Genomic DNA, 20,718 nt, shown 5'->3' on the forward strand with positions numbered 1-20,718 from the left:
GACGGACTGTCCGAAAAGAAGCGGTCCGCGCCATGACAGGGGGAGCCTACCGATTCACGAAATCATCACAACGGTTGTTCCGTGAATTGGCGCGACTCGTTTTTCGGCCGATGCGGCCGACCAAATGGAATCCTTCATACCGGTTTCGCGCAGCCGACCGGCAGATCCCCGCCCAACTGCACGTAAAGGGCAGTAGAAGGCGGGCAGTTGAAGCGTTTGCCGACTGCCTCGGTCACCCGGTACTCCGGCTTCTTCTCGCCCTTCCCGTCGCACGCCGTCTCCCGCACCTCCCCGCGCCCCGCGCTGTACACACAGTCGCCGACGATCGTGCGCGGGCCCCCGCCGCCGCCCGGGTCGCCGGGGTGGGGGGTCTGGAGGTTGCGCATACAGGCGTACCCCTGCGGGACGGCCCCGTCGCCGTCCTCGTCGGCGGCGGGGCGCTGTTCGCTGATGTGCAGCACGAAGTCGGTGGTCGCCGGGCACGACGGACCCTCGCTCACCCGGCCGTCGTACCGGGCCACGACCCGGGCCGCCGCCCGCTCGCTGGTGCAGAGCACCTCGGTGAAACGGGTCGTGCCGAAGGAGCTGCACTCGTCGATGGCGAGGAACACGGTGCCGTAGCCGGTGGGCCGGGGCCGCGCGGGCCGCTGGTCGACCGTCGTACCGTCGGCGGCCCCCGAGGCCCCGTCCGAGCCCGACGAGGCGCCCACCGAACCGCCGGCCGACTCGCCGACGGAACCGCTCCCTCTGCCCGCCGATCGGCCCGTCGAACCGTCCGACGAACCGTTCGGTGACAGCTGACATCCGGCCACCACGAACACCGCGAACACCATCAACAGCGCGCGGACGAAAGCCCGCCCACCCGCCCCTCCCGCGAGCCTCGTCGACCCCACGGACCCCACAGAACGCACTACACGCATCGCATCCCCCTGAGTACCCCCGCTCAGCGTGGCCCGCTCCGCCAGGGCCACGCCGGAAGTCCAGCGGATTTGCGCCTATCGGGGGTAGTGCGCCGGTTGTGCGACGTACGCGACGTACGCCGGCCCAACCCCCGCGCCTAGTACGACAGTCCGTGACCGATCGGATACAGCACGCTCGTCGGATCGTCCGCGCGCAGCACCGGCACCGGCAGCCTTCCGCGCGGCCCGACTCGTCCCGCGATCACCCGTGCGGCGGCCCGGAGTTCGACGTCAGTCCAGGAGTAGGTGGCCAAGTAGGCCTGAACCGAAGGGAGTTGGGCCACGTCGTAGGGATTGCGGATCGCCACGCACACCACGGGACGCCCGGTGGCGAGGAGGGCGGTGACCAGGGTCCGCTGACTGCTCGCGGCGCTGAGGTTGTACGTCCCGACGACCACCGCGTCCACCTCCCCGGCGGCGGCGACGGCCTGTGCGACGACGGCGGCGGAGGGGGCGGTGCCGGTCGACAGGGCGGTGGCGGTGAACCCCAGTTCGGTGAGGGCGTTGGCCAGGACGGTGGTGGGCGGCCCGGTGGTACCGGACGGCGACGCGGGATCGGCCCCGACGACGAGCACCTTCTTCTGGGTCACCCGGGAAATGGGCAGCGTCTTCCGCTCGTTGACGAGCAGAGTGGTGGTCCGCTCGGCGATCCGGTCGGCGGCCTGGAGATGGCCCCGGACGCCGACGGTCCGGTCGACACCGGCGTGGGTGACGTACGGCCGGTCGAGCAGCCCGAGCCGGTTCTTGAGCCGCAGGATGCGCAGGAGCGAGGTGTCGAGCCTCGCCTCGGTTAACTCGCCCTGCCGGACAGCCTCCAGTACGGCGTTCCAGGCGATGTCGATCGACGGCGGGTTGAGAAGCTGGTCGACCCCGGCCTTCAGTGCGAGCACCGGGACCCGGTCGTCCCCGTACTTCTCCCGTACGCCCTGCATGCCCAGCGAGTCGGTGACCACGACCCCGTCGTAACCGAGTTCGCCGCGCAGGATGCCGGTGAGGATCGGGTGGGACAGGGTGGCCGGGTCGCCGGAGTCGTCGAGGGCCGGGACCATGATGTGCGCGGTCATGATCGAGTCGATGCCGGCCCGGATCGCGGCGCGGAACGGCGGCGCGTCGACGGTGTTCCACTGCTCGCGGGTGTGCTCGATGACGGGGAAGCCGTAGTGGCTGTCGACGGCGGTGTTCCCGTGCCCCGGGAAGTGCTTGGCGGTCGCGGCGACGGAGGACCGCTGGTATCCGGTGACCTGCGCGGCGACCAGCCCGGCGACGGCCTTCGGGTCGGCGCCGAACGACCGTACGCCGATCACCGGATTGGCCGGGTTGACGTTCACGTCGGCGACGGGCGCGTAGTCCTCGCGGATGCCGAGGGCGCGCAGCTCGGCGCCGCCGACGCGGCCGGCGGTCAGCGCGTCGGTGCGTGAGCCGTTCGCGCCGAGTGCCATGGCTCCGGGGAGGAGGGTGGCGGGCCTGCCGACGCGGGCGACGATGCCGTGTTCCTGGTCCGTGGAGATGAGCACAGGGAGTCCACGGGGGAGGCCGAGCGAGGCCCGCTGGATGCCGTTGCCGAGGTCGGCGATCTGATGCGGGTCGCGGGTGTTGTGCGCCCACGCGAAGTAGATGATCCCGCCGACCCGGTACCTGGCGATGAGCTCGGCGGCCGTCCGTACGCCCAGCTCGGCGAGGTTGGCGTCGATGTCGGCCTGGTCGGGCGTGGTGGCGGAGTGCCCGTACACCCGCATGACGAACAGCTGACCGACCTTCTCCTCCAGGGTCATCCGGGAGACGATCCGGCGAAGTCGCGCGTCACCGTGGGTCCGGTCGGCCGGATTGGCCTCGCCCCCGAGGGCGAGTGCGGCGCCGGTGCCCGCGGTCGCGGCGAGCAGCGCGCGTCTGGACGGACGGGCGGCGGTCCCGTTCTGATCGGCTGGGTCGCGCACGGGGGCGCTCCTTCCCTAGTGAAGGAAACTTCCGAGAAGTCACGAATAACCGGGAAGTTTCTTCCAGTCAAGAGCGTGCGGCCCGTAAAGGTCCTGAAAGGGACGGGAAGTGAGGGACCGTCACCGGCGCATCGGAGGGGGGCGCACCGGTGACGGCTCGCTGCCGGGCCGCAGGCGGTTGGAGAGGGGAGGTCGACGATCGCAGCCAGCCGCGAGGCCGACACCGCACGACGGTGACTCATCCGGCAGTCGTGTCGGTTGGACGGGCCGGGGCGGGAGCGGGTTCCCGGATCGCGGGTGATTCCGGGAAGTCGGTGCGGGCGTGACCCGAGGGGCAGAAATGAATACCCGCGAACCGGCCCGTGTAACCGGGCCGACACACCGAAAGCCCGTCAACCCTCGTACAGTTCAAGCCTGTTGGGAGATGATCCCGGCAGAGCCCTACATGCTCTCACCGCGGCAGCGCCTGTCGGGGGGCCGGCCATGGGGAAGCCGAAACACAGGAGGCGTGGGATGACCACGAAGACAGGACCCCAGCGATACCCGGGCGCCAGCCGGGCGAACTGGTACCAGGACGACTACCCCGGTGACCCGATGCAGGTCAACGTCGTCGTCCTGCACACCACCGAGGGGCGCACGCTGCCCACGTACGGCGGTGGCTCCATGGCGCCCAACCTGACGGCGGTGCCGGACTTCGCGGCCAAGAAGCTGAAGTGGTTCCAGCACTTCGACATCGAGACCTCGGCGCGGGCTCTCGCCAACAAGCGGGGCGGTGTCGAGACCAACACGCTCAACGTCACCCAGATCGAGCTGGTCGGCACCTGCGACCCCAAGTCGCACAAGAAGTGGGTGGCGGCGGGCCAGGAGCACATCTTCTGGCCCGACGCCCCCGAGTGGGCGCTCAGGTCGGTCGCGCGGTTCCTGGCCTGGATGCACGAGGAGCACGGCGTCGCGCTGGCCGGCCCGAAGTCCTGGCCGGCCTACCCCACCTCGTACGGCACCGCCGGGGGCCAGCGTCTGTCCTTCACCGAATGGGCAGACTTCAGGGGTGTCTGCGGGCACATGCATGTCCCGGAGAACGACCACGGGGACCCGGGCGCGATCGACTTCGCGACGCTCGTCAAGTACGCCAAGGCCGAGCTGGACGTGGACGACGAGGACAACACCCCGCCGAAGCCGCCGAGCACGCCCAAGCCGCCGCAGGGCACGCACAAGCCCCCGCACAGCACGCCGAAGCCGCCGCAGAGCCCTCCCAAGCCGGCGGTGCCCGCGTACCCGGGCCGCAAGTACTTCAAGGACGGGGTCGTCAGCGAGAACGTCCTCAAGCTCGGCAAGCAGCTCGTCAAGCGCGGCTTCGGCGACCACTACAAGGTGGGACCGAGCCGCACCTGGGGCGAGGCCGACCGGCTCAACGTCCGCGACTTCCAGAAGTCCCGCCCGGAGCTGCGCGGCGACGCGGACGGCTACCCGGGCCCGCTGACCTGGCGCCTGCTGTTCTCGTGACCCGCTGAGGGTGCTGCCCGACCCGCGGGTTGGGCAGCACCCCGTGCCTGACGCACCGCGCCTCTCGCACCGGGCGGGAGCGCTCAGCGTTCACGGTCCATTACGCGGACGTTCCGGCGCGTGGGGCGCGGGGCGGGCGAGCATAGGGCCATGGCCGTCGTAGAGATTCCCGGTTCCAAGTCCATCACCGCGCGCGCCCTCTTCCTCGCCGCGGCAGCCGACGGGGTCACCACCCTCGTACGCCCCCTGCGTTCGGACGACTCCGAGGGCTTCGCCGAAGGCCTTCTCGCTCTCGGCTACCGGGTCGGACGCACCCCCGGCGCCTGGCAGATCGACGGCCGCCCGCAGGGCCCCGCGGCCACCGAGGCCGACGTCTACTGCCGCGACGGCGCCACGACCGCCCGCTTCCTCCCGACCCTCACCGCCGCCGGCCACGGCACCTACCGCTTCGACGCCTCCCCCCAGATGCGCCGCCGCCCCCTCGCCCCCCTCACCCGCGCCCTGCGCGACCTGGGCGTGGACCTGCGGCACGAGGAGGCGGAGGGACACCACCCGCTGACCATCGAGGCGGCGGGCGTGGAAGGCGGAAACGTCACCCTCGACGCCGGGCAGTCCTCCCAGTACCTCACCGCGCTCCTCCTCCTGGGCCCCCTGACCCGCAAGGGCCTGCGCATCCACGTCACCGACCTCGTCTCGGCCCCCTACGTCGGGATCACCATCGCGATGATGCGGGCGTTCGGCGCGGACGTACGCCAGGACGGCGACGTCTTCGTGGTGCCGCCCGGCGGCTACCGCGCCACCACGTACGCCATCGAGCCCGACGCCTCCACGGCCGGCTACTTCTTCGCCGCGGCGGCCCTCACCGGCGGCGAGGTCACGGTCCCCGGCCTGGGCACCGGCGCCCTCCAGGGCGATCTGGGCTTCGTCGACGTACTGCGCAGGATGGGCGCGCGGGTGGACATCGCCGAGGACCGCACGACGGTCACCGGAACCGGCGAACTGCGCGGTCTGACGGTCAACATGCGGGACATCTCCGACACCATGCCGACCCTGGCGGCGCTCGCCCCCTTCGCCTCCGGCCCCGTACGCATCGAGGACGTCGCCAACACCCGCGTCAAGGAGTGCGACCGCCTGGAGGCCTGCGCGGAGAACCTCCGGCGGCTGGGAGTACGCGTGGAGACGGGCGCCGACTGGATCGAGATCCACCCCGGCACGGCTCCCGCTCCCGGCACGGACATCAAGTCGTACGGCGACCACCGCATCGTCATGTCCTTCGCGGTGACCGCCCTGCGCACCCCGGGCATCACCTTCGACGACCCCGGGTGCGTACGGAAGACGTTCCCCGGGTTCCACGAGGCGTTCGGCGAGCTGCGGGCGACGCTCGGCTGACCGCTGCTACGGCAGTTCGGGCCAGACCAGCGCCTGGGCGACAACAACGTTCTCACCGTTGAAGGTGACAGCGGGGCCGCCGTGAAGCCCGTAGCCGAGAGCGAGCGCCTCGCTCACCCGGTGGCAGAACGCGGCGTCGTCCGGGCCGGTCAGGATTCGGTAGACGGGCAGTCCGTCTGGTGGCGTGCTCATGGGAAGAAGGATCTCAGACCGAACCGCCGACCGAACCGCCGAGCGTTACCGACGTGGCCGCGGTCAGGCGCAGTTGATCCCGTACGGCGTTCAGCACCGGGTCCGCCTCCGACCCCGCCCGTACGGCCACGAAGACGTTCCGGGACGGGGGCGGACCGCCGGCCGTGCCGAGCAGGGCGATGCGGCGGTGGGCGTACAGAGGCTGGACCAGACGGGGGATCAGGGCCACGCCCTGGCCCGCCTCCACCAGCGCTGACAGCGCGCCCCAGTCGTTCACGGCGTGCCGGATGTCGGGCGTGAAACCTGCCGCCGCGCAGACCGCACGGGTGATCGCGCCGCAGCAACTGTGGGCGGCGCCGACGATCCACGGGTCGTGCGCGAGCTCGCGCAGCGCGATGCCTCCGCGGTCGTCGCGGGCACGAGCCGCGAGAGGGTGACCGGCCGGGACCGCGATGTCCAGGACGTCGGTCAGCAGGTCGGTACGGGTGTACCGGGTATCCGTGTGCGGCGGGGCGGCGTGGAAGTCCACGGCCACGGCGACGTCGACCTGGCCCGCGTCGAGGGCCGTGAACAGATCGGGCGGCTCGGACTCGACGACGTCGACACGGACCCGGGGAAGCCGCTCTCCCAGCGCGCGCAGTGCGCCGGGAAGCAGTCCGAGGATGCCGCTGGAGAACGCGCCCACTGTCACCGAGCCGCGCCCGCCCTCGCCGTAGGACGCCAAGTCGGCGCGGGTACGTTCGAGTTGGGCGGCGATCAGATCGGCGTGGGCCAGCAGGACCCGGGCCTGCCCGGTCAGTCGTACACCGCGCCCGTCGCGCTCGGTGAGGGGCACGCCTGCCTCCCGGGCCAGCGCGGCGATCTGCTGTGAGACCGCGGAGGGAGTGAGATGCAGCGCCTCGGCGGTCCGGGCGAGAGTGCCCCGGCGGTGCAGCTCGCGCAGGACGGCGAGTCGACGCAGGTCGATACTGAAGGTGCCGCTTACCTGTTCCACGAAGAAAGATTAACTGGACCTGTGCGTCGGGGTTCGGAAACGATTCGGTACATGACGTTGACGACACATACGACACATACGACACATACGACGCCACGCGGCTTTCTCATCCTCCACGGCTGGCAGAACCGCCGCCCCAAGACCCACTGGCAGCACTGGCTCGCCGACCGGCTCACCGGACTCGGTCACCAGGTCGTCTACCCGCAGCTCCCAGACCCCGACGCCCCGGACCTGGAGACCTGGCTGGCGGAACTGTCCCGGCACCTGCGGGAACTGCGTCCTGGTGCCGAGCGTGTCCTCCTCGCCCACAGCGCCTCCGCCGTCCTCTGGCTGCACGCGGTGGCACGCGGCCTGCCCGGAGTGCCGGACATCGACCGGGTCCTGCTCGTCGCCCCGCCGTCCGCCTCCGTGCTCGTACAGCACCCGGAGATCGCCCGATTCGCCCCGCCCGCCCTCGACTTCGCCCTGCCCGGCCGCACCGAGCTGATCGCGGGCGACGACGACCCGTACTGCCCGGAGGGCGCCGGTACCGTCTACGGCGACCCCCTGAACATCCCCACGCGGACGGTCCGGGGCGGCGCCCACCTCGACCCGGACGCGGGATACGGCCCGTGGCCGGCCATGCTGGACTGGTGCCTGAGCTGAGCTGAGCTGACCCGCCCCGATACGCGGGTGGATCTGCGTCAGGCGGACTCGGTCAGTAGTCGGGCGAGGTGCTCGCGGCCGGTGTCCAGCAGGTCCGGGAGGGGGGCGGCGGCCTCGTACCACCGCTTTTCGTACTCCCAGCACAGCCAGCCGTCCCAGTTGTGCCGGGACAGGACCTCGACGACCTCGCCGAGCGGCAGGACACCGGTGCCCAGTGCCAGAGGGGTGGTGTCCTCGGGCGAGGCGATGTCCTTGACCTGCACATATCCAAGGTGCGGGGCGAGGGCCGCGTAACTCTCCGAGGGCTGCTCGCCGCCGAGCCAGGTGTGCATGACGTCCCACAGCGCGCCCACCTGACGGTGACCGACCGGGCCCAGGACGCGGATCGCGGCGGCGCCCGTGCGATGCGAGTCGTGGGTCTCCAGGAGGATGCGTACGCCGATGTCGCCCGCGTACTCGGCTGCCGTGCCGAGCCTCCGGGCCGCCGTCGCGTCGGCCTCGTCGGGGCTCTGGTCGGTGTCGCCGTCGACGGATCCTCCTGGGAACACGCGGACGAAGGGGGCGCCCAGATCGCGGGCCAGGTCGAGGAGGGCGCGGAGTTCGGTGAGTACGGGTTCGTCGTCGCCGGGGGCCGCGACCCGGACGTACCCGGCGAGGCCGAGCAGCTCGATGCCGGACGCCTTGAACTCGGCGGCCACATCGGCTCGTTCGGCGAGCGTGAGACCGAGGTGGACGGGTTCTTCGGGGTGTGTGCGAAGTTCGACGCCGTGATAGCCGTGGGTGGTCGCGAGCCGCAGCACTTCGGGCAGGGGGAGACCGGGGACGCCGAGGGTGGAGAACGCCAGTTTCATGTCCACGGACCCTACCTGCCGCTCCGGGGTTTCACCGATCCGTCGTCCCGTGCAGATCCAGTCGCCAGTCCTGGCCCACCAGGTCCCTGCCGAAGGAGCGGTGCGCCTTGTCGGTGACGAGGACGAAGCCGTGGCGCTGGTAGATGTGCCGGGCGGCGGTGAGGACGTCGTTGGTCCACAGGACGAGTTCGCGGTAGCCGACCTCACGGGCGAAGCCGACGACGGACCCGACGAGCCGGTCACCGATGCCGAGCCCGCGCGCCTCCGGCTCGACGAGCAGCAGCCGCAGCCTGGCCGTTCCGGGCGCCTCGTCCCGTACGCACATCACGCAGCCGACCGGCCGGCCGTCCAACTCGGCGATCCACACCCGCTCGAGGTGGGGGTCGTGATCCTCGGCGAAGTCGGCGACGATCCTCGCCACCAGCCCCTCGTAGTCGGTGTTGAAGCCGTACTCGGCCGCGTAGAGCGCCGCGTTGCGCTGCACGATCCAGCCGAGGTCCCCGGGGTAGGGGTCGCGCAGCACGACGTCCTCGCGGCGCGGGGGCCGGCCGTCGGAGAGGAGCGAGCGGACGGTGCCCAGCGCCTCCGTGAGCCGGGGCCGGTCGGCGGCCGACACGGTGGCCAGCAGCGAGGCGATGGCCTCCGTGGAGCGCTCGTTCAACAGGTTGGCGGTCTCCCGCCCGCGCGTGGTGAGCGTGACACGCCGCCGCCGGGGGTCCCGGTCCGAGGGCGCGCGCTCGATCAGCTCGTCCTGCTCGAACTTGTTGAGGATCCGGCTCAAGTACCCGGCGTCCAGCGTGAGTTCGGCACGGAGATCGGCGGCGTCGGTACGGGTGGAGTGCGCGAGCTCGTAGAGGACGCGGGCCTCGGTGAGGGTGTAGGGGGCGTAGAGGTGGCTGCTGTAGTCGAGGGCGCCGATGACGTTCGTGTAGAAGCGGTTGAAGGACCGGATGTCCTGGACGGTCATGGAAGGGACCACCTCGTGGGCAACGAACTGCTCGCTGCGGACAGTTGACTCAGTCAGAGATGTCGCTGCGTCGAGGGTAGGCCCGGGGCGTCGGGTTCCTCAAGGCCACAGGACCGGGCCATGGCCTGGCCGGCTGCCCGACCCCCGTGGGGGTGGGGTCGGGCAACCGGGGACCGCCGTGGTCAGGGCTTGACGTAGAACTGGCTGATGGTGCGGTTCTTGACCTGGAACACGTTGTCCGCGCGCAGCATGCTGTTGCAGACGTCGTCCCCGTGCTTGGAGTCGAGGACGTCCTGGGAGAACCACTCGCAGGTCACGTTCTGCAGCCGCTGCCGATCACCCCACTTCACACCGAGGTTCACGGTCTCCTGCGGCGGGTTGCCGACCCGGTCGGTCCTGTTGATGGCGACGTCGCAGGCGATGCCGTCACTCTTGGGGACCTCGATCACCCGGGACCAGGTGACTTCCTTCTGGCCGTTGTCGTAGTAGCCCTTCCAGTAGTTCCCGCAGATACGGGAGCCCGACTGGGCCTCGGCCGTACCGGGGACCGCGACGGCGAACAGTGCTCCGGCGGCCAGCCCTGCGGCTGCCAGCGTCGCGGCGCGCCGCTTCATGAACGTGACCCTCATGGACATCTCCTTGAAGTCTCTGTGCTGGGGGATGGTGAACTGCCGGATCACATACGGCCGTTGACGGCGTAGCCGACCTTTTCCTTCTCGAAGACGTCGCGGGTCCAGTTGCCGAACCTGACGTTTCCGTTCCATTCGTAGGTGGTGCCGCCCCGGCAGCCCCGGTTGGTCCTTTCCCAGCCGCCGGCGAAGTCGCCCTGGGTCCAGCGGCGGACCGCCACCTGGACGGGCTGGGCCACGTCGCCGCCCTCGAGATGCACGGTCCAGGTGAAGTTGGTGCTGATCTCGGTGGTCTTCTGATAGCCGCCGACGAGGGAAAGCACGGTGTTGTACCACTTCTTGGAGGGTGAGGTGGCGTTACCGAGGTCGGTTCCGCCGCCGATGGCCCAGCCGGTGGTCGTGGTCTTCGACTTCGTCCAGGCGTAGTCGCAGGTCCGGCCTCGGGGGCACTGGAATTCGGTGCCGCGCCAGACCCAGTCGTCCCAGGTGTTGCCGGCGCGCTGCCGGGTGATGGCGCGGGTGGTGTTTCCGCCGCCGGTGCCGGGGACGATGTTCGCCCCGTCGGAATAGCTCTGGGTGAAACACTGGGTGGCGGCACTGGCGGTGCCTTCTGTGGTGGCGAGCGTCGCGACGGCGAGAGCCCCGCACATCAGAACGCGATTCAACCAAGTTCTGCTTGGCATGGCTGTTTCCTTTCCGGGAAAGGGAATTCACTGATCGCCGATGTGGCAGGTCACATTCGGCCGTTGACGGCGTAGCCGACCTTTTCCTTCTCGAAGACGTCGCGGGTCCAGTTGCCGAACCTGACGTTTCCGTTCCATTCGTAGGTGGTGCCGCCCCGGCAGCCTCGGTTGGTCCTTTCCCAGCCGCCGGAGAAATCGCCCTGGGTCCAGCGGCGGACAGCGACTTGAACCGGCTGTGCGACATCTCCGCCCTCGAGATGCACGGTCCAGGTGAACGCGGTCGTGAGCTGCGTGGTTTTCTGGTATCCGCCGACGAAGGAAACCACGGTGTTGTACCACTTCTTGGAGGGTGAGCTGGCGTTACCGAGGTCGGTTCCGCCGCCGATGGCCCAGCCGGTGGTCGTGGTCTTCGACTTCTCCCACGCGTATTCACAGGTCCGGCCTCGGGGGCACTGGAATTCGGTGCCGCGCCAGACCCAGTCGTCCCAGGTGTTGCCGGCGCGCTGCCGGGTGATGGCGCGGGTGGTGTTTCCGCCGCCGGTGCCGGGGACGATGTTCGCCCCGTCGGAATAGCTCTGGGTGAAACACTGGGTGGCGGCACTCGCGGTGCCTTCTGTGGTGGCGAGCGTCGCGATGGCGAGGGCTCCGCACATCAGGACGCGATTCAGCCATGAGGTTCGGCGCATGATCAGTAGACCTGCGACCACTCGACGGGCGTGCGGTTCGCCACCTGACCGATGAGGTCGACCCGGTTCATGGTGAGGCAGGGGTCGTTCCCGTACGCGTCGTTGAACAGGTCGCCGGCGTCCTCGCAGGTCCAGGACCGCAGGGGCTGACGCGGGTTCCAGGTCACCGCGCCGGCGTAGCCGGGCAGACTCCGGCCGTTGATGCTGTTCGTCTTGTCGATGACGCGGAGGCAGATACCGAAGTCGACCTTGGGCACCTCCAGGACCTTGGCGATGATCCCGACGGTCTTCCCGTTGGCCCGGGCCTCCCAGTAGTTCCCGCAGATACGGGAGCCCGACTGGGCCTGAGCGGTCCCGGGCACCGTGACCGTGGTGGCAGCCGCGGCCGTGATCACGAGAGCGGCCAGAACCGCCTTGCGGTTGAAGGGGCGTGTGATCGCCACTTTTTCTCCTGACTGTCCACGAAAACGGACCTCCAGTGAGATCCGAATTCGAAGCTTGGGGGGTGGTGGCCACAAATATGAAGCGGGCCGGGATGCGAAGTCAATACTTCCGGAACCTTTTGCTGACGACTTCTTGAAACCCTGATTGCATTCTGTTTCAGGGCAGGCGAAAGCGCCCCTTAAGCGCTCGCGGAAAATATGGGAGGGCGAGGAAAAGGGGTCGCGAAAAAGGGGTCGCGAAAATGGGTGGATGGCGAGAACGCCAAGTGGGGGAGTGGGAGGTGAGGGTGGGAAGTGGGGGGTGGGTGTTACGGACAACGGAGAAGCGCAGCATCGAGGAAGGGCAGCACTTTTAGTGCGCCCTCCGAAGGCATCGCGCCCCGTTTTCATACGAAGAAGCCGCAAGGGCCTGGTCAAGACCCGTGGGGGAGGGCTTCTTCGCGGTAATGCGGCTCTGGTTCAGCGCTGATCATGCAGCGGTGCGGCACGGTCGTCAAGATCAGGTGCGAAAGGACTCAATGAACGAAACGCTACCGGGGAGTCACCAGAGCAATTACCGAACCGTACGGTAACTAATTTTCTGGGCAGGGGAGTTGATGGCCAATAATCGCGTGGTTTTGGTGGGTCGTTCGGGTGTAGAGCCCGAACCGCGCCGGGGAGGGATCCGGTGGGCCTGTCCAGGTGCCGTCGGTGGAGGGGGCTGGCGCAGGTTCCGTACGACGACTACGCGCGGTGAGACCAACGCGTAACGGTCACCGGCGGATCCGCCCTGCCGGAAGCCGACCTCGAGCGCATGGTGCGGGAGGCCGAGCGGTACGAGGAGGGGGAACGTCAGCGCCGTGAATCCGCCGCGTTGCGCGACGGGGCACACCAACTCGTCCACGGCACCGAGAAGTTCGTCCAAGACCACGAGAACACGATGCGGGGCGACAACAAGTCCGAGGTCGAAGCCTCGGTCGGCGGGCTCAAGGAGGCCTTGAAGAACGGGGATGACGCGGCCGTCCGCGAGGCCATGGAGAGGGTCGCCATCGCCTTGCGGAACCTCCATGGTTGAACGGGCCAGGTCGGCGGCGGTCTGCAGCGGTCTGTCTGATCAAGCCCTTGATCGGCTCGCGGGGCAGCCCGCCGGGGACAGGAAGGGCGATGCGCAGGGCCCCGGGTCCACCGGGCAGTCCTCCGGCGACATCACCCGCTCACACGACCGGCAGACCAACTCGGCTCTCGCGCCGACCGCGTTCAGGCGCCTCGCCGCGTCGACTGCGGCCGTGAATGATGTCCGATCCACCACCGTCGTCGGGGCGGTCTCAAGCAGCTGCCTACTTCGCCACGCGCTCAGCCCGGTCACCGACCGAACCGCCGGCACGATGTCGAGCCCCTTGGCGCCGCCCGAGGTCAGCAGCACGTCGAACTCCGGATCTTCCACGATCCCCCTGTCGGCAGCGGCCGGTCGGCTCTCCCGAGCGAGCGCGGACAACACCGCGCCCGGTCACACGCGCGTTTCGGCCAGGACTTGATCAACGGTGACGTCCACGCGCCGGCACGTCCGTTTCGGTCCGTACGCGTCGGAGTCGAGCTCAGCCAGGCACCGGATCCTCGACGACCGGCAGCGGTTGTGCGGTTTTGGGGACCAGGGCGCGGATGGAGGGCGTGGCGACCATGGCGAGGGTGGCGAGGAGGACGAGTGCGGCGGCCGCGTAGAGGGTGGCATGGAGGCCGAGGAGGAGTACGGCGGGTCCGGCGCTGAACTGGGCGAGCGGCAGCGCGAGGTACGAGCCGAGGTCGTCGTAGGCGTACACGCGGGCCAGGCGGTCCTCGGGGATCTGCTCGTTGAGGGTCGAGTACCAGGCGACGCCCGCCTGTTCGCTGCCCACGCCGGCCACGAAGTTGGCCACGACCAGCAGCCAGGTGTAGGGGGCGAGGGCGAGCAGCAGCGGGATCGTCGCCGTCAGGCCCATCAGCGCGCAGCCGACCAGGATCGCGCGCCGGGGCCGCCATCTCAGCGACAGGACGCCGCCGGCGACCGCGCCGAGCGAGCCCGCGGCGAGGACCAGACCCCAACCGCCGCGGCCGATCTCGGAGCTGTCGGCGACGGCCGGGCCGAGAACGGTGAACGAGGCGGTGAGGCCGGCGTTGAGGAAGCAGAAGGCCACCACGATCACCCACACCCAGCTGCGGGAGGTGAACTCCCGCCAGCCGACGCGCAGTTCATGGACCACACCGGCGCTGGGTGCGGGCGGTGCGGCCTGGACGCGGACCAGCGCGAAGAAGACCGCGGCGAGCGCGAAACTGAGCGCGTCGACGGCCAGACCCCAGCCCGGGCCGATCGCGGCGACCAGTAGGCCGCCGAGCGAGGCACCCGCGACCACCGCGCTGCTGCCCGCGATCCGGGAGAGTGCGAGGGCGGCGCGGCGGGACTCGGCCGGCACGGTCTGGGGCAGCAGCGCCTGGGCGGCGGGCTGGTAGCAGGAACCTGACGCCCCCGAGATCGCGGCGAGAACCATGAGCAGGGGGATGGCGGCGTTGTGGGTGAGGACCAGGGCGGCGATCACCGCCTGACTCGCGCCGCAGACGACGCTGCTGCCGACCAGCAGCGGGCCGCGCGGCAACCGGTCCGCCAACACCCCGCCGTACAGCAGGAAGACGATGCTGGTGAGGGAGTAGGCGCCGACCACCAGCCCGAGCGAGCCGACCGAACCGGTGGCGTCGAGCACGGCGAACGCCAGAGCGATGGGCGCCACCCCGCTGCCGAGCAGGTTGACCGTCGTACCGATGAAGAGGTGACGGAACGGGCGGTGGCGCATGGGTGCCAGGGCGGCGGACATGTGCATGATCGTCGGGACTGGGCAGCGTGCCCGCAACGGGTTTTACGACCGGCCCAAGTCTGCTCAGGTCAGAGAGTCCCCGGCGCCTTCATCGGGGTTTCACGGCCGGTGCGGTGTCCGTCCGGCGAGCTCGCGGACGTGTGCGGCGGCGTCTTCGCCCCGGCGCCGGCTGTCGCGTACGGCCCGGTCCGCATCCCGTGTGCGCTCGCGGGCCTTGCCGACGGCATCCCCTGCCCGCTGCTGAGCACGTTCGGCGTCCTGAAGCTGCCGGGACAGCTCGGCGACGCGCTGCTCAGCCTGCCGCTGCTCTGCCTCCGCCCGGCGCTGCTCCTCCTCCGCGGTGGCCAACTCGCCTTCCCGGTCCCGGAGTTCCCGCTCGACGTCCGCGGCCTTCTGCCGGGCCAGCTCAAGGCGCTCCTGCTTCTGCTGCTCCTGGCGTCGTACGCGCGCGGCATCCAGATCGCCCACCTCGCTCGCGGGCCGGGTGGTGCGGCGGGGAGCGGGTCCCTGTGCGGGCTGCCCGGAGGGCACGGGGAAGCCGGCCACAACGCTCAGCGGCTTCGTCAGCCGCCCCTCGGCCAACTGCTCGGCGGCCCCCGAGTCGGCCAGTGCGGCGTGCAGGGTGTCCTGGACCTCCTGCCTTACGTCGTCGCTGAAGCTCTGCCCGGCCTGGGCCGCGAGTTCGCCGGCCTGCTGGGCCAGAGCGAAGGTCAGCTGGTGCTGCCGCGCCGACAGCTCGCGCAGCCGCGCGCCGTCCAGATCCTGGTGGGCCCGCCGCAGCGCCTCACCGAGTTGCAGCAGCCGCTCGGTCTCGTCGGGCTGTTCACGCACCAGCAGATTGCTGGCCCACGCGGCCAGAGTCGGCCGGCGCAGCCGACGGATCCGCGCGGCCAGCTCCCGGTCACCAGCGGCCCGGGCAGCCTGGGCCCGCTCGTCCCGGACGGTGGTGAAGTCACCCGGGGCCAGCCCGTACAGCTCGTCGGCGACCGCGTCCAGATCCACGAGGGCCTCCCGTTGAACACCTCTGACATGTGCCGTTCTGGGCGGATCACGTCCGACGGGGATGGGCGGGGCACCCGGGATCACAACCCCTGAGGCACCCCGCCGGAGGGAGAGGACGACACCCCCGAGGCCGGCCGTGATTCAGGCCCAGAACTCGTTGCTGCGCTCGATGTCCTCGACGCACTCGTCAAGGTCGGTGATCTTGTCCCCGACGATCCGGAAGACAAGGGCGCCGGTCTCGTCGATCTCCCGGCCCTGGCGCCGAGCGGTGAAACGGTGCAGGGACACCGCGTGTCCCCGGCCGTCGACCAGGACGTTCATCGGTACGACGTGCACGGTCCCGTCCGTTTCCTCGGCGAGCCGACGGTACATGTCGATGATCGCGTCCTGCCCCTTGAAGTCCCCGGAGAGGGAGTGACTGCCGGGTACGTGATGCGTGGCGTCCCCCGCCAGGAGAGTGCGCATGGTGTCCATGTCACCGCGCGAGAAAGCGTCGTAACCCTTGCGTACGAGGGCTGCGTGCGGGTGTTCAGTCATGGTGATCGCCACCTTTCGGGACGGGTGTGGGCGATGTCCGACTGACGGGGCCCATTGTCCTCGGGTTCGGGACGGTACGCAGATCAAAGCGGTTGTCACAGGGAATATCGAGGATCCCGCTGTGGGTCAGGCGTGGTCAGGCGTGGCCCACGGCGGCCTGATGGCTGGGAGACATCTGGACAGGGCTGCGGCAGTCCGGCGAGTCAGCGGGCGTCGGCTGTCCGTCGAGAGCGTGGCACAGGGCCGCATGCAGGTGCTCGGCCTCGGCCGGCGAGAGCGACAGTTCGGCATCCGTCGCGTGCTCCCCGTCGCGGGAGAGGCTCAGGGGGAGCGCGAAACGGTCATCCCCCGAAGGTGAGCGACGCGGGTACTTTCGGCTTCACCGCGGGGGCCTGGGACGCCATCATGGCGACGGAGTGACGAGCCCCATCTCATAGGCGGTGATGACGAGTTGGACCCGGTCCCGGGCGCCCAGTTTGGTGAGCAGCCGTGAAACGTGCGACTTGGCGGTGGCCACGGTGATGAACAGGTCTGCGGCGATCTCGGTGTTCGACCTGCCGCGTCCGACCAGGGTCAGCACTTCCCGTTCCCGCTCGGTGATGCCCTCGACCGGTCGAGGGGAGCGCTCCGGGGCAGTCGCCGGCCGCCCGATGAAGTCAGCGATCAGACGGCGCGTCACACCCGGAGCGATCAGTGCGTCGCCGGCGGCGACCACGCGGACGGCCGCGAGGATGTCGTCCAGCGCCATGTCCTTGACCACGAAGCCGCTCGCGCCGGCCCGGAGGGCGCCGTAGACATGCTCGTCCTCGTCGAAGGTGGTGAGGACGAGGACGCGTGTGGTCGCCGGACCGGCCGTGATCAGGCGCGTGGCCTCGATCCCATCCATACCGGGCATCCGGATGTCCATGACCACGACGTCGGGGTCGGCATCTCTGACCAGGTGGACTGCCTCGGCGCCAGTGGCGGCTTCGCCGACGACCTCCAGGTCGGGGTGGTCGGCCATGATCACACGTAGACCGGACCGAACCAACGGCTGGTCGTCGGCGAGCACCACACGGACGGTCATCGGGCCTCCACCGGAACTCCGAAAGGTGCGGGCAGCGGCAGCCGGGCCGTCACCCGGAAGCCGCCCTCAGGACGCGGCCCGACGCTGAGGTGGCCGCCCAGCAGACCGACTCGCTCCCGCATGCCGATGAGGCCGAAGCCGGAGTTCGAGCGGTGCTCGGGGGCGCCTCGCCCGTCGTCGACGACCTCCACGGACAGTTCCTCGTCTCCGTAGTCGATGGCCACCCGGCAACGCCCGGTGCCCGCGTGCCGGACCACGTTGGTCAGCGCCTCCTGCACGATGCGGTAGGCGGACAGGTCGATGTCGACCGGCACGGGACGCTGCTCCCCGCTGCAGCGCACGTCGACGCGTACCCCCGCGCCCGCGGTCGCCGCCGCCAATTGTTCGATGTCCGCCAGCCCCGGCGAGGGTGAGAGTGGTGGCTGCTCCAGGGCGGTCGCGCCCCGGTCGGCCTGTCGGAGCGACACCAGCGCGCGCCGTAGGCCCGACAGGGTCTCTCTGCTGGTGGCCTCGATGGCGCGCAGGGCCTCGCGTGCCTCCGTCGGCTGGGTCTGCATGACCCGGCTGCCGACACCGGCCTGGATCGCGATGATGCCGATGCTGTGCGCGACCATGTCGTGCAACTCCCGCGCGATCCGCAGTCGTTCGGCGGTCACCGCCTCGGCCACCTCCTGTGCCCGCAGCGCCACGGCGTGCTCTCGACGCTCGCGACTCAGCAGACCGGCCAGGCAGGATGCAGCCAGAGCCAGGAAGGCGATCACCCCGTTGACGGCCAGGCCGTCCCCGTGAGCGAAGCCGCCGATCACCAGGAGTTGCACGGTGAAAGACACGGCCACGGCAACGGTCGAAGCGCGCCGTGCGCAAGTGGCGACGATGAACCCCAGCACGAGGTCCACCGCCAGATACGACAGGAACTGGCCCTGGTACGACGCCATCCGGCTCTCATGGGCGGAACTCGGAGGGCCCACCACCACAGCGGTGGATCCGAAGAGTGCCATGGCCAGAGCCGGCAGCGGCATCCGTCGCACCACACCGACGAGCAGGCTCACAGCCAGCAGCGCCCCGATACCGTGGAACGCGCCCGACGCCCCCGGTGCGGCCCCGACCAGCAGACCCACCACGAGGAGGTAGGAGGCACCCCCCGCCCAGGCCACGGCCTTGGTTCTCGTCATCGGCGGAGTGCCCTGCCGGGAACAAGGGCCGGGTGCGCGACGCGCGCAGGCAACGGAATTGTCGTCATGGGATCCACGCCGCGAGACTAACCGGGCCACCAGCAGCGGGGCATCAGCCCGGGGACGTACGCCCACGGTTCAATCCGGCCGCACGATTACCGCCCACGGCCCCATGCCCGGACAGGACTCCTCTCGGCAGTGTGGGTGCTGTGATCGAAGTCAACGAACTCACCAAGCGCTACGGCGGCAACACGGCCGTCGACCGTCTGTCCTTCACCGTGCGGCCGGGCCAGGTCACCGGTTTCCTCGGCCCCAACGGAGCCGGTAAGTCCACCACCCTGCGGATGATCCTCGGCCTGGACGCGCCCACCACCGGCACCGCCACCGTCATCGGCGTCCCCTTCCACCGCCACTCACGAGGGCTGCGGCACGTCGGTGCCCTCCTCGACGCCGGACAGGTTCACGGTGGACGCAGCGCTGCGGTCCACCTGTCCGCTCTGGCCCGCAGCAACCGCATCCCGCGGCGCCGGGTGGGCGAGGTTCTTCAGGAGGTGGGGCTGGCCGAGGTGGCGAACCGCCGCATCAGCGGATTCTCCCTCGGTATGAAGCAGCGCCTCGGCATCGCCACCGCTTTGCTCGGCGACCCGCCCGTGCTCATGTTCGACGAGCCGATCAACGGCATGGACCCCGAGGGCGTGCTCTGGGTACGCCGGCTCTTCCGACGCCTGGCCACCGAGGGACGCACAGTCTTCCTTTCCAGCCACCTGATGTCGGAGATGGAGAACACCGCCGACCAGCTGGTCGTCATCGGCCGGGGCCGCCTCATCGCCGCCGAGTCGGTACGGGACTTCGCGGCCCGCAGCACCCGTAGCAGCGTTGTGGTGGGGACACCGAAGGCCGCCGAGCTGGCAGCCGTGCTGACCGCGGCGGGCGCCTCGGTCGAGCTGGAGGGCTCGACCGGCGCCGAGAAACTCGCCGTGACCGGGCTCCCGGCCGACCGGATCGGGGCGCTCGCCCTCGAGAACGGTATCCAGCTGAACGAGCTGACCACCCGCACCGCCTCACTGGAGGAGGCCTTCATGGAACTCACCGCCGGCAGCACCGAATACCAGGCAGGACAGCCCCGATGACCACGCTCATCTCCGCCCCCGGGACCATCCCCGTCAACGTGCCGCCCGCCCGCTTCCGCGACCTGCTCGCCGCCGAGTGGATCAAGACACGGTCCCTGCGGTCCACACCGTGGACGATCGCGCTCACCCTCCTGTTCGTGATCGGGTCCACCGCCGTGGCCACGCTGGCGGACAAGGCTGTGCCATCCGGCCCCGCTGACTTCCGGCCCTACGACGCCTATCCGCCGGCCGGCTACTGGACGCTGATCCTCGTCGCCAGCAGCATGGGTGCCCTCACCGTCGTGAGCGAATACAGCAGCGGGCTGATCCGCGCCACGACCGTGGCCGTCCCGGCCCGCGGCTCGGTCGTGCTGGCCAAGGCAGCCGTCACCGCCGCGCTGTGGACCGCCGTCGGCACGGCCGCCGCCACCGGTTCCCTCCTGGTCTCCCAAGCCATCCTGAAAGGTCACCTTGCCGACCTTCCGATCACCCAACCCGGTGTGTTTCGGGCGTTGATGGCATCCGCACTGCTGGCTCCGGTCTGCGCCCTGGTCGGTCTGGGACTCGGTGTTCTGCTCCGGCACGCCGCCGGGACCATGGTCACCAGCGTCTTCACCCTGGTGATGCTGCCCCCCATGTTCTCGGAGGGCAGCCGTTGGTCGGCGGACATCAAACACGCGCTGGTGTCGGCCGCCTGGAACCGTCTGATCCAAACCTGGGAGCCGGAGCCCGGATCCCTGGGATACCCAGCCACGGTCCCCGGCTCCTGGATCGTGTACACGCTCTGGCCGCTGATCACACTCGCACTCGCCGTTCTCGTCGTGAGGCTCCGCGACGTGTGAGCGTGCCCCCTGGAGGTCGCCAACTGGCGTGAGGTGGCACTGGAACTCGGGGAGTTCACCCCACCGCGCCGCACCCCGCAGCTCACCGCTCCGAGGCCAGGATCAAGCGCTTGGCGCGTTTGGCTGTATCGACGGCCCCAAAGGCCGAGCACCGCCCGAACCCCGAACCCGAACCGTGGGACCACCGGCGAGCACGTGCCGAGGACCGTATACGGGCCGCCCGTGCCGCCAGCCCGCCCGGCACCTCTCCAACACCGGCCCGCACCCCCAGTCCGCGCCGCACTACTCCGAAA

At 70.0% G+C, this 20,718-nt stretch carries 21 protein-coding genes and 1 pseudogene; 6 read left to right on the forward strand and 16 right to left on the reverse strand.

From position 1 onward, the window contains the following. Positions 1 to 134: 134 nt before the first annotated feature. Together PV396_RS22415 and PV396_RS22420 are read right to left on the reverse strand one after the other, a co-directional pair. Complete coding sequence (locus PV396_RS22415; protein ID WP_319207169.1) at positions 135 to 893, reverse strand: hypothetical protein; 759 nt, start codon at positions 891 to 893, stop codon at positions 135 to 137. Positions 894 to 1,057: 164 nt separating this feature from the next. Further along, a complete protein-coding gene (locus PV396_RS22420; RefSeq protein WP_319207171.1) occupies positions 1,058 to 2,893 on the reverse strand; it encodes a glycoside hydrolase family 3 protein in 1,836 nt (611 codons plus the stop codon). 513 nt (positions 2,894 to 3,406) lie between these two features. On the opposite strand from PV396_RS22420, the gene PV396_RS22425 reads away from it, so the two are divergent. Then, on the forward strand, positions 3,407 to 4,396 hold the full coding sequence (locus PV396_RS22425; protein ID WP_319207173.1) for a peptidoglycan-binding protein: 990 nt from the start codon (positions 3,407 to 3,409) through the stop codon (positions 4,394 to 4,396). Positions 4,397 to 4,546: 150 nt separating this feature from the next. Further along, positions 4,547 to 5,785 (forward strand): 3-phosphoshikimate 1-carboxyvinyltransferase, encoded by a 1,239-nt coding sequence (gene aroA, locus PV396_RS22430; protein ID WP_319207175.1) that lies wholly within the window; start codon positions 4,547 to 4,549, stop codon positions 5,783 to 5,785. A gap of 6 nt (positions 5,786 to 5,791) precedes the next feature. Here aroA and PV396_RS22435 read toward each other — a convergent pair whose 3' ends face one another. After that, positions 5,792 to 5,977: a DUF1737 domain-containing protein gene (locus PV396_RS22435; protein ID WP_319207178.1), complete on the reverse strand. Its 186-nt coding sequence runs from the start codon at positions 5,975 to 5,977 to the stop codon at positions 5,792 to 5,794. A 13-nt stretch (positions 5,978 to 5,990) separates the two neighbouring features. Next, a complete protein-coding gene (locus PV396_RS22440) occupies positions 5,991 to 6,971 on the reverse strand; it encodes a LysR family transcriptional regulator (protein WP_319207180.1) in 981 nt (326 codons plus the stop codon). 51 nt (positions 6,972 to 7,022) lie between these two features. Between PV396_RS22440 and PV396_RS22445 the strand changes: the two genes are divergently transcribed. Beyond that, positions 7,023 to 7,616 (forward strand): RBBP9/YdeN family alpha/beta hydrolase, encoded by a 594-nt coding sequence (locus PV396_RS22445; protein ID WP_319207182.1) that lies wholly within the window; start codon positions 7,023 to 7,025, stop codon positions 7,614 to 7,616. Positions 7,617 to 7,654: 38 nt separating this feature from the next. Here PV396_RS22445 and PV396_RS22450 read toward each other — a convergent pair whose 3' ends face one another. The 6 genes from PV396_RS22450 to PV396_RS22475 all read right to left on the reverse strand — a co-directional run bounded on the left by PV396_RS22450 (position 7,655) and on the right by PV396_RS22475 (position 11,875). Beyond that, entirely contained in the window at positions 7,655 to 8,467 is an 813-nt protein-coding gene (locus PV396_RS22450) for a sugar phosphate isomerase/epimerase family protein (protein ID WP_319207184.1), read from the reverse strand. A 31-nt stretch (positions 8,468 to 8,498) separates the two neighbouring features. Beyond that, a complete protein-coding gene (locus PV396_RS22455; protein WP_319207186.1) occupies positions 8,499 to 9,434 on the reverse strand; it encodes a bifunctional helix-turn-helix transcriptional regulator/GNAT family N-acetyltransferase in 936 nt (311 codons plus the stop codon). 182 nt (positions 9,435 to 9,616) lie between these two features. Then, positions 9,617 to 10,063 (reverse strand): hypothetical protein, encoded by a 447-nt coding sequence (locus PV396_RS22460; protein ID WP_319207188.1) that lies wholly within the window; start codon positions 10,061 to 10,063, stop codon positions 9,617 to 9,619. A 47-nt stretch (positions 10,064 to 10,110) separates the two neighbouring features. Further along, a complete protein-coding gene (locus PV396_RS22465) occupies positions 10,111 to 10,746 on the reverse strand; it encodes a hypothetical protein (RefSeq protein WP_319207189.1) in 636 nt (211 codons plus the stop codon). 50 nt (positions 10,747 to 10,796) lie between these two features. After that, the gene (locus tag PV396_RS22470; protein WP_319207190.1) at positions 10,797 to 11,432 is read right to left on the reverse strand and encodes a hypothetical protein; all 636 of its coding nucleotides are present in this window, start codon (positions 11,430 to 11,432) and stop codon (positions 10,797 to 10,799) included. A gap of 2 nt (positions 11,433 to 11,434) precedes the next feature. Next, positions 11,435 to 11,875, reverse strand: a complete 441-nt coding sequence (locus PV396_RS22475; protein WP_319207192.1) for a hypothetical protein — start codon at positions 11,873 to 11,875, stop codon at positions 11,435 to 11,437. A 751-nt stretch (positions 11,876 to 12,626) separates the two neighbouring features. Between PV396_RS22475 and PV396_RS22480 the strand changes: the two are divergent. Beyond that, positions 12,627 to 12,929 (forward strand): annotated as a pseudogene (locus PV396_RS22480) (Hsp70 family protein); the annotation flags it as partial. 39 nt (positions 12,930 to 12,968) lie between these two features. Here the strand turns inward: PV396_RS22480 and PV396_RS45185 are convergent. The 6 genes from PV396_RS45185 to PV396_RS22505 all read right to left on the reverse strand — a co-directional run bounded on the left by PV396_RS45185 (position 12,969) and on the right by PV396_RS22505 (position 18,474). Next, complete coding sequence (locus tag PV396_RS45185) at positions 12,969 to 13,352, reverse strand: ribosomal protein L7/L12 (protein ID WP_416071455.1); 384 nt, start codon at positions 13,350 to 13,352, stop codon at positions 12,969 to 12,971. Positions 13,353 to 13,449: 97 nt separating this feature from the next. Next, a complete protein-coding gene (locus PV396_RS22485) occupies positions 13,450 to 14,697 on the reverse strand; it encodes an MFS transporter (protein WP_319207194.1) in 1,248 nt (415 codons plus the stop codon). A gap of 99 nt (positions 14,698 to 14,796) precedes the next feature. After that, positions 14,797 to 15,699, reverse strand: coding sequence for a hypothetical protein (locus tag PV396_RS22490; RefSeq protein ID WP_319207196.1), 903 nt, complete (start codon positions 15,697 to 15,699; stop codon positions 14,797 to 14,799). 141 nt (positions 15,700 to 15,840) lie between these two features. Then, positions 15,841 to 16,236, reverse strand: coding sequence for a nuclear transport factor 2 family protein (locus PV396_RS22495; protein WP_319207198.1), 396 nt, complete (start codon positions 16,234 to 16,236; stop codon positions 15,841 to 15,843). Positions 16,237 to 16,639: 403 nt separating this feature from the next. Next, positions 16,640 to 17,302, reverse strand: a complete 663-nt coding sequence (locus PV396_RS22500) for a response regulator transcription factor (RefSeq protein ID WP_319207200.1) — start codon at positions 17,300 to 17,302, stop codon at positions 16,640 to 16,642. After that, entirely contained in the window at positions 17,299 to 18,474 is a 1,176-nt protein-coding gene (locus tag PV396_RS22505) for a sensor histidine kinase (protein WP_319207202.1), read from the reverse strand. Before PV396_RS22505 ends, PV396_RS22500 begins: the two co-directional genes overlap by 4 nt. Positions 18,475 to 18,683: 209 nt before the next feature. Between PV396_RS22505 and PV396_RS22510 the strand changes: the two genes are divergently transcribed. Beyond that, positions 18,684 to 19,604 carry an ATP-binding cassette domain-containing protein gene (locus PV396_RS22510; RefSeq protein ID WP_319207204.1) on the forward strand — a complete coding sequence of 307 codons (921 nt, stop codon included), beginning with the start codon at positions 18,684 to 18,686 and terminating at the stop codon, positions 19,602 to 19,604. After that, positions 19,601 to 20,425 (forward strand): ABC transporter permease, encoded by an 825-nt coding sequence (locus PV396_RS22515; protein WP_319207205.1) that lies wholly within the window; start codon positions 19,601 to 19,603, stop codon positions 20,423 to 20,425. The genes PV396_RS22510 and PV396_RS22515 overlap by 4 nt, the downstream gene beginning before the upstream one ends. Positions 20,426 to 20,718: the final 293 nt, after the last annotated feature.

It is taken from the genome of Streptomyces sp. ME02-8801-2C, assembly GCF_033793965.1.
Lineage (GTDB): Bacteria > Actinomycetota > Actinomycetes > Streptomycetales > Streptomycetaceae > Streptomyces.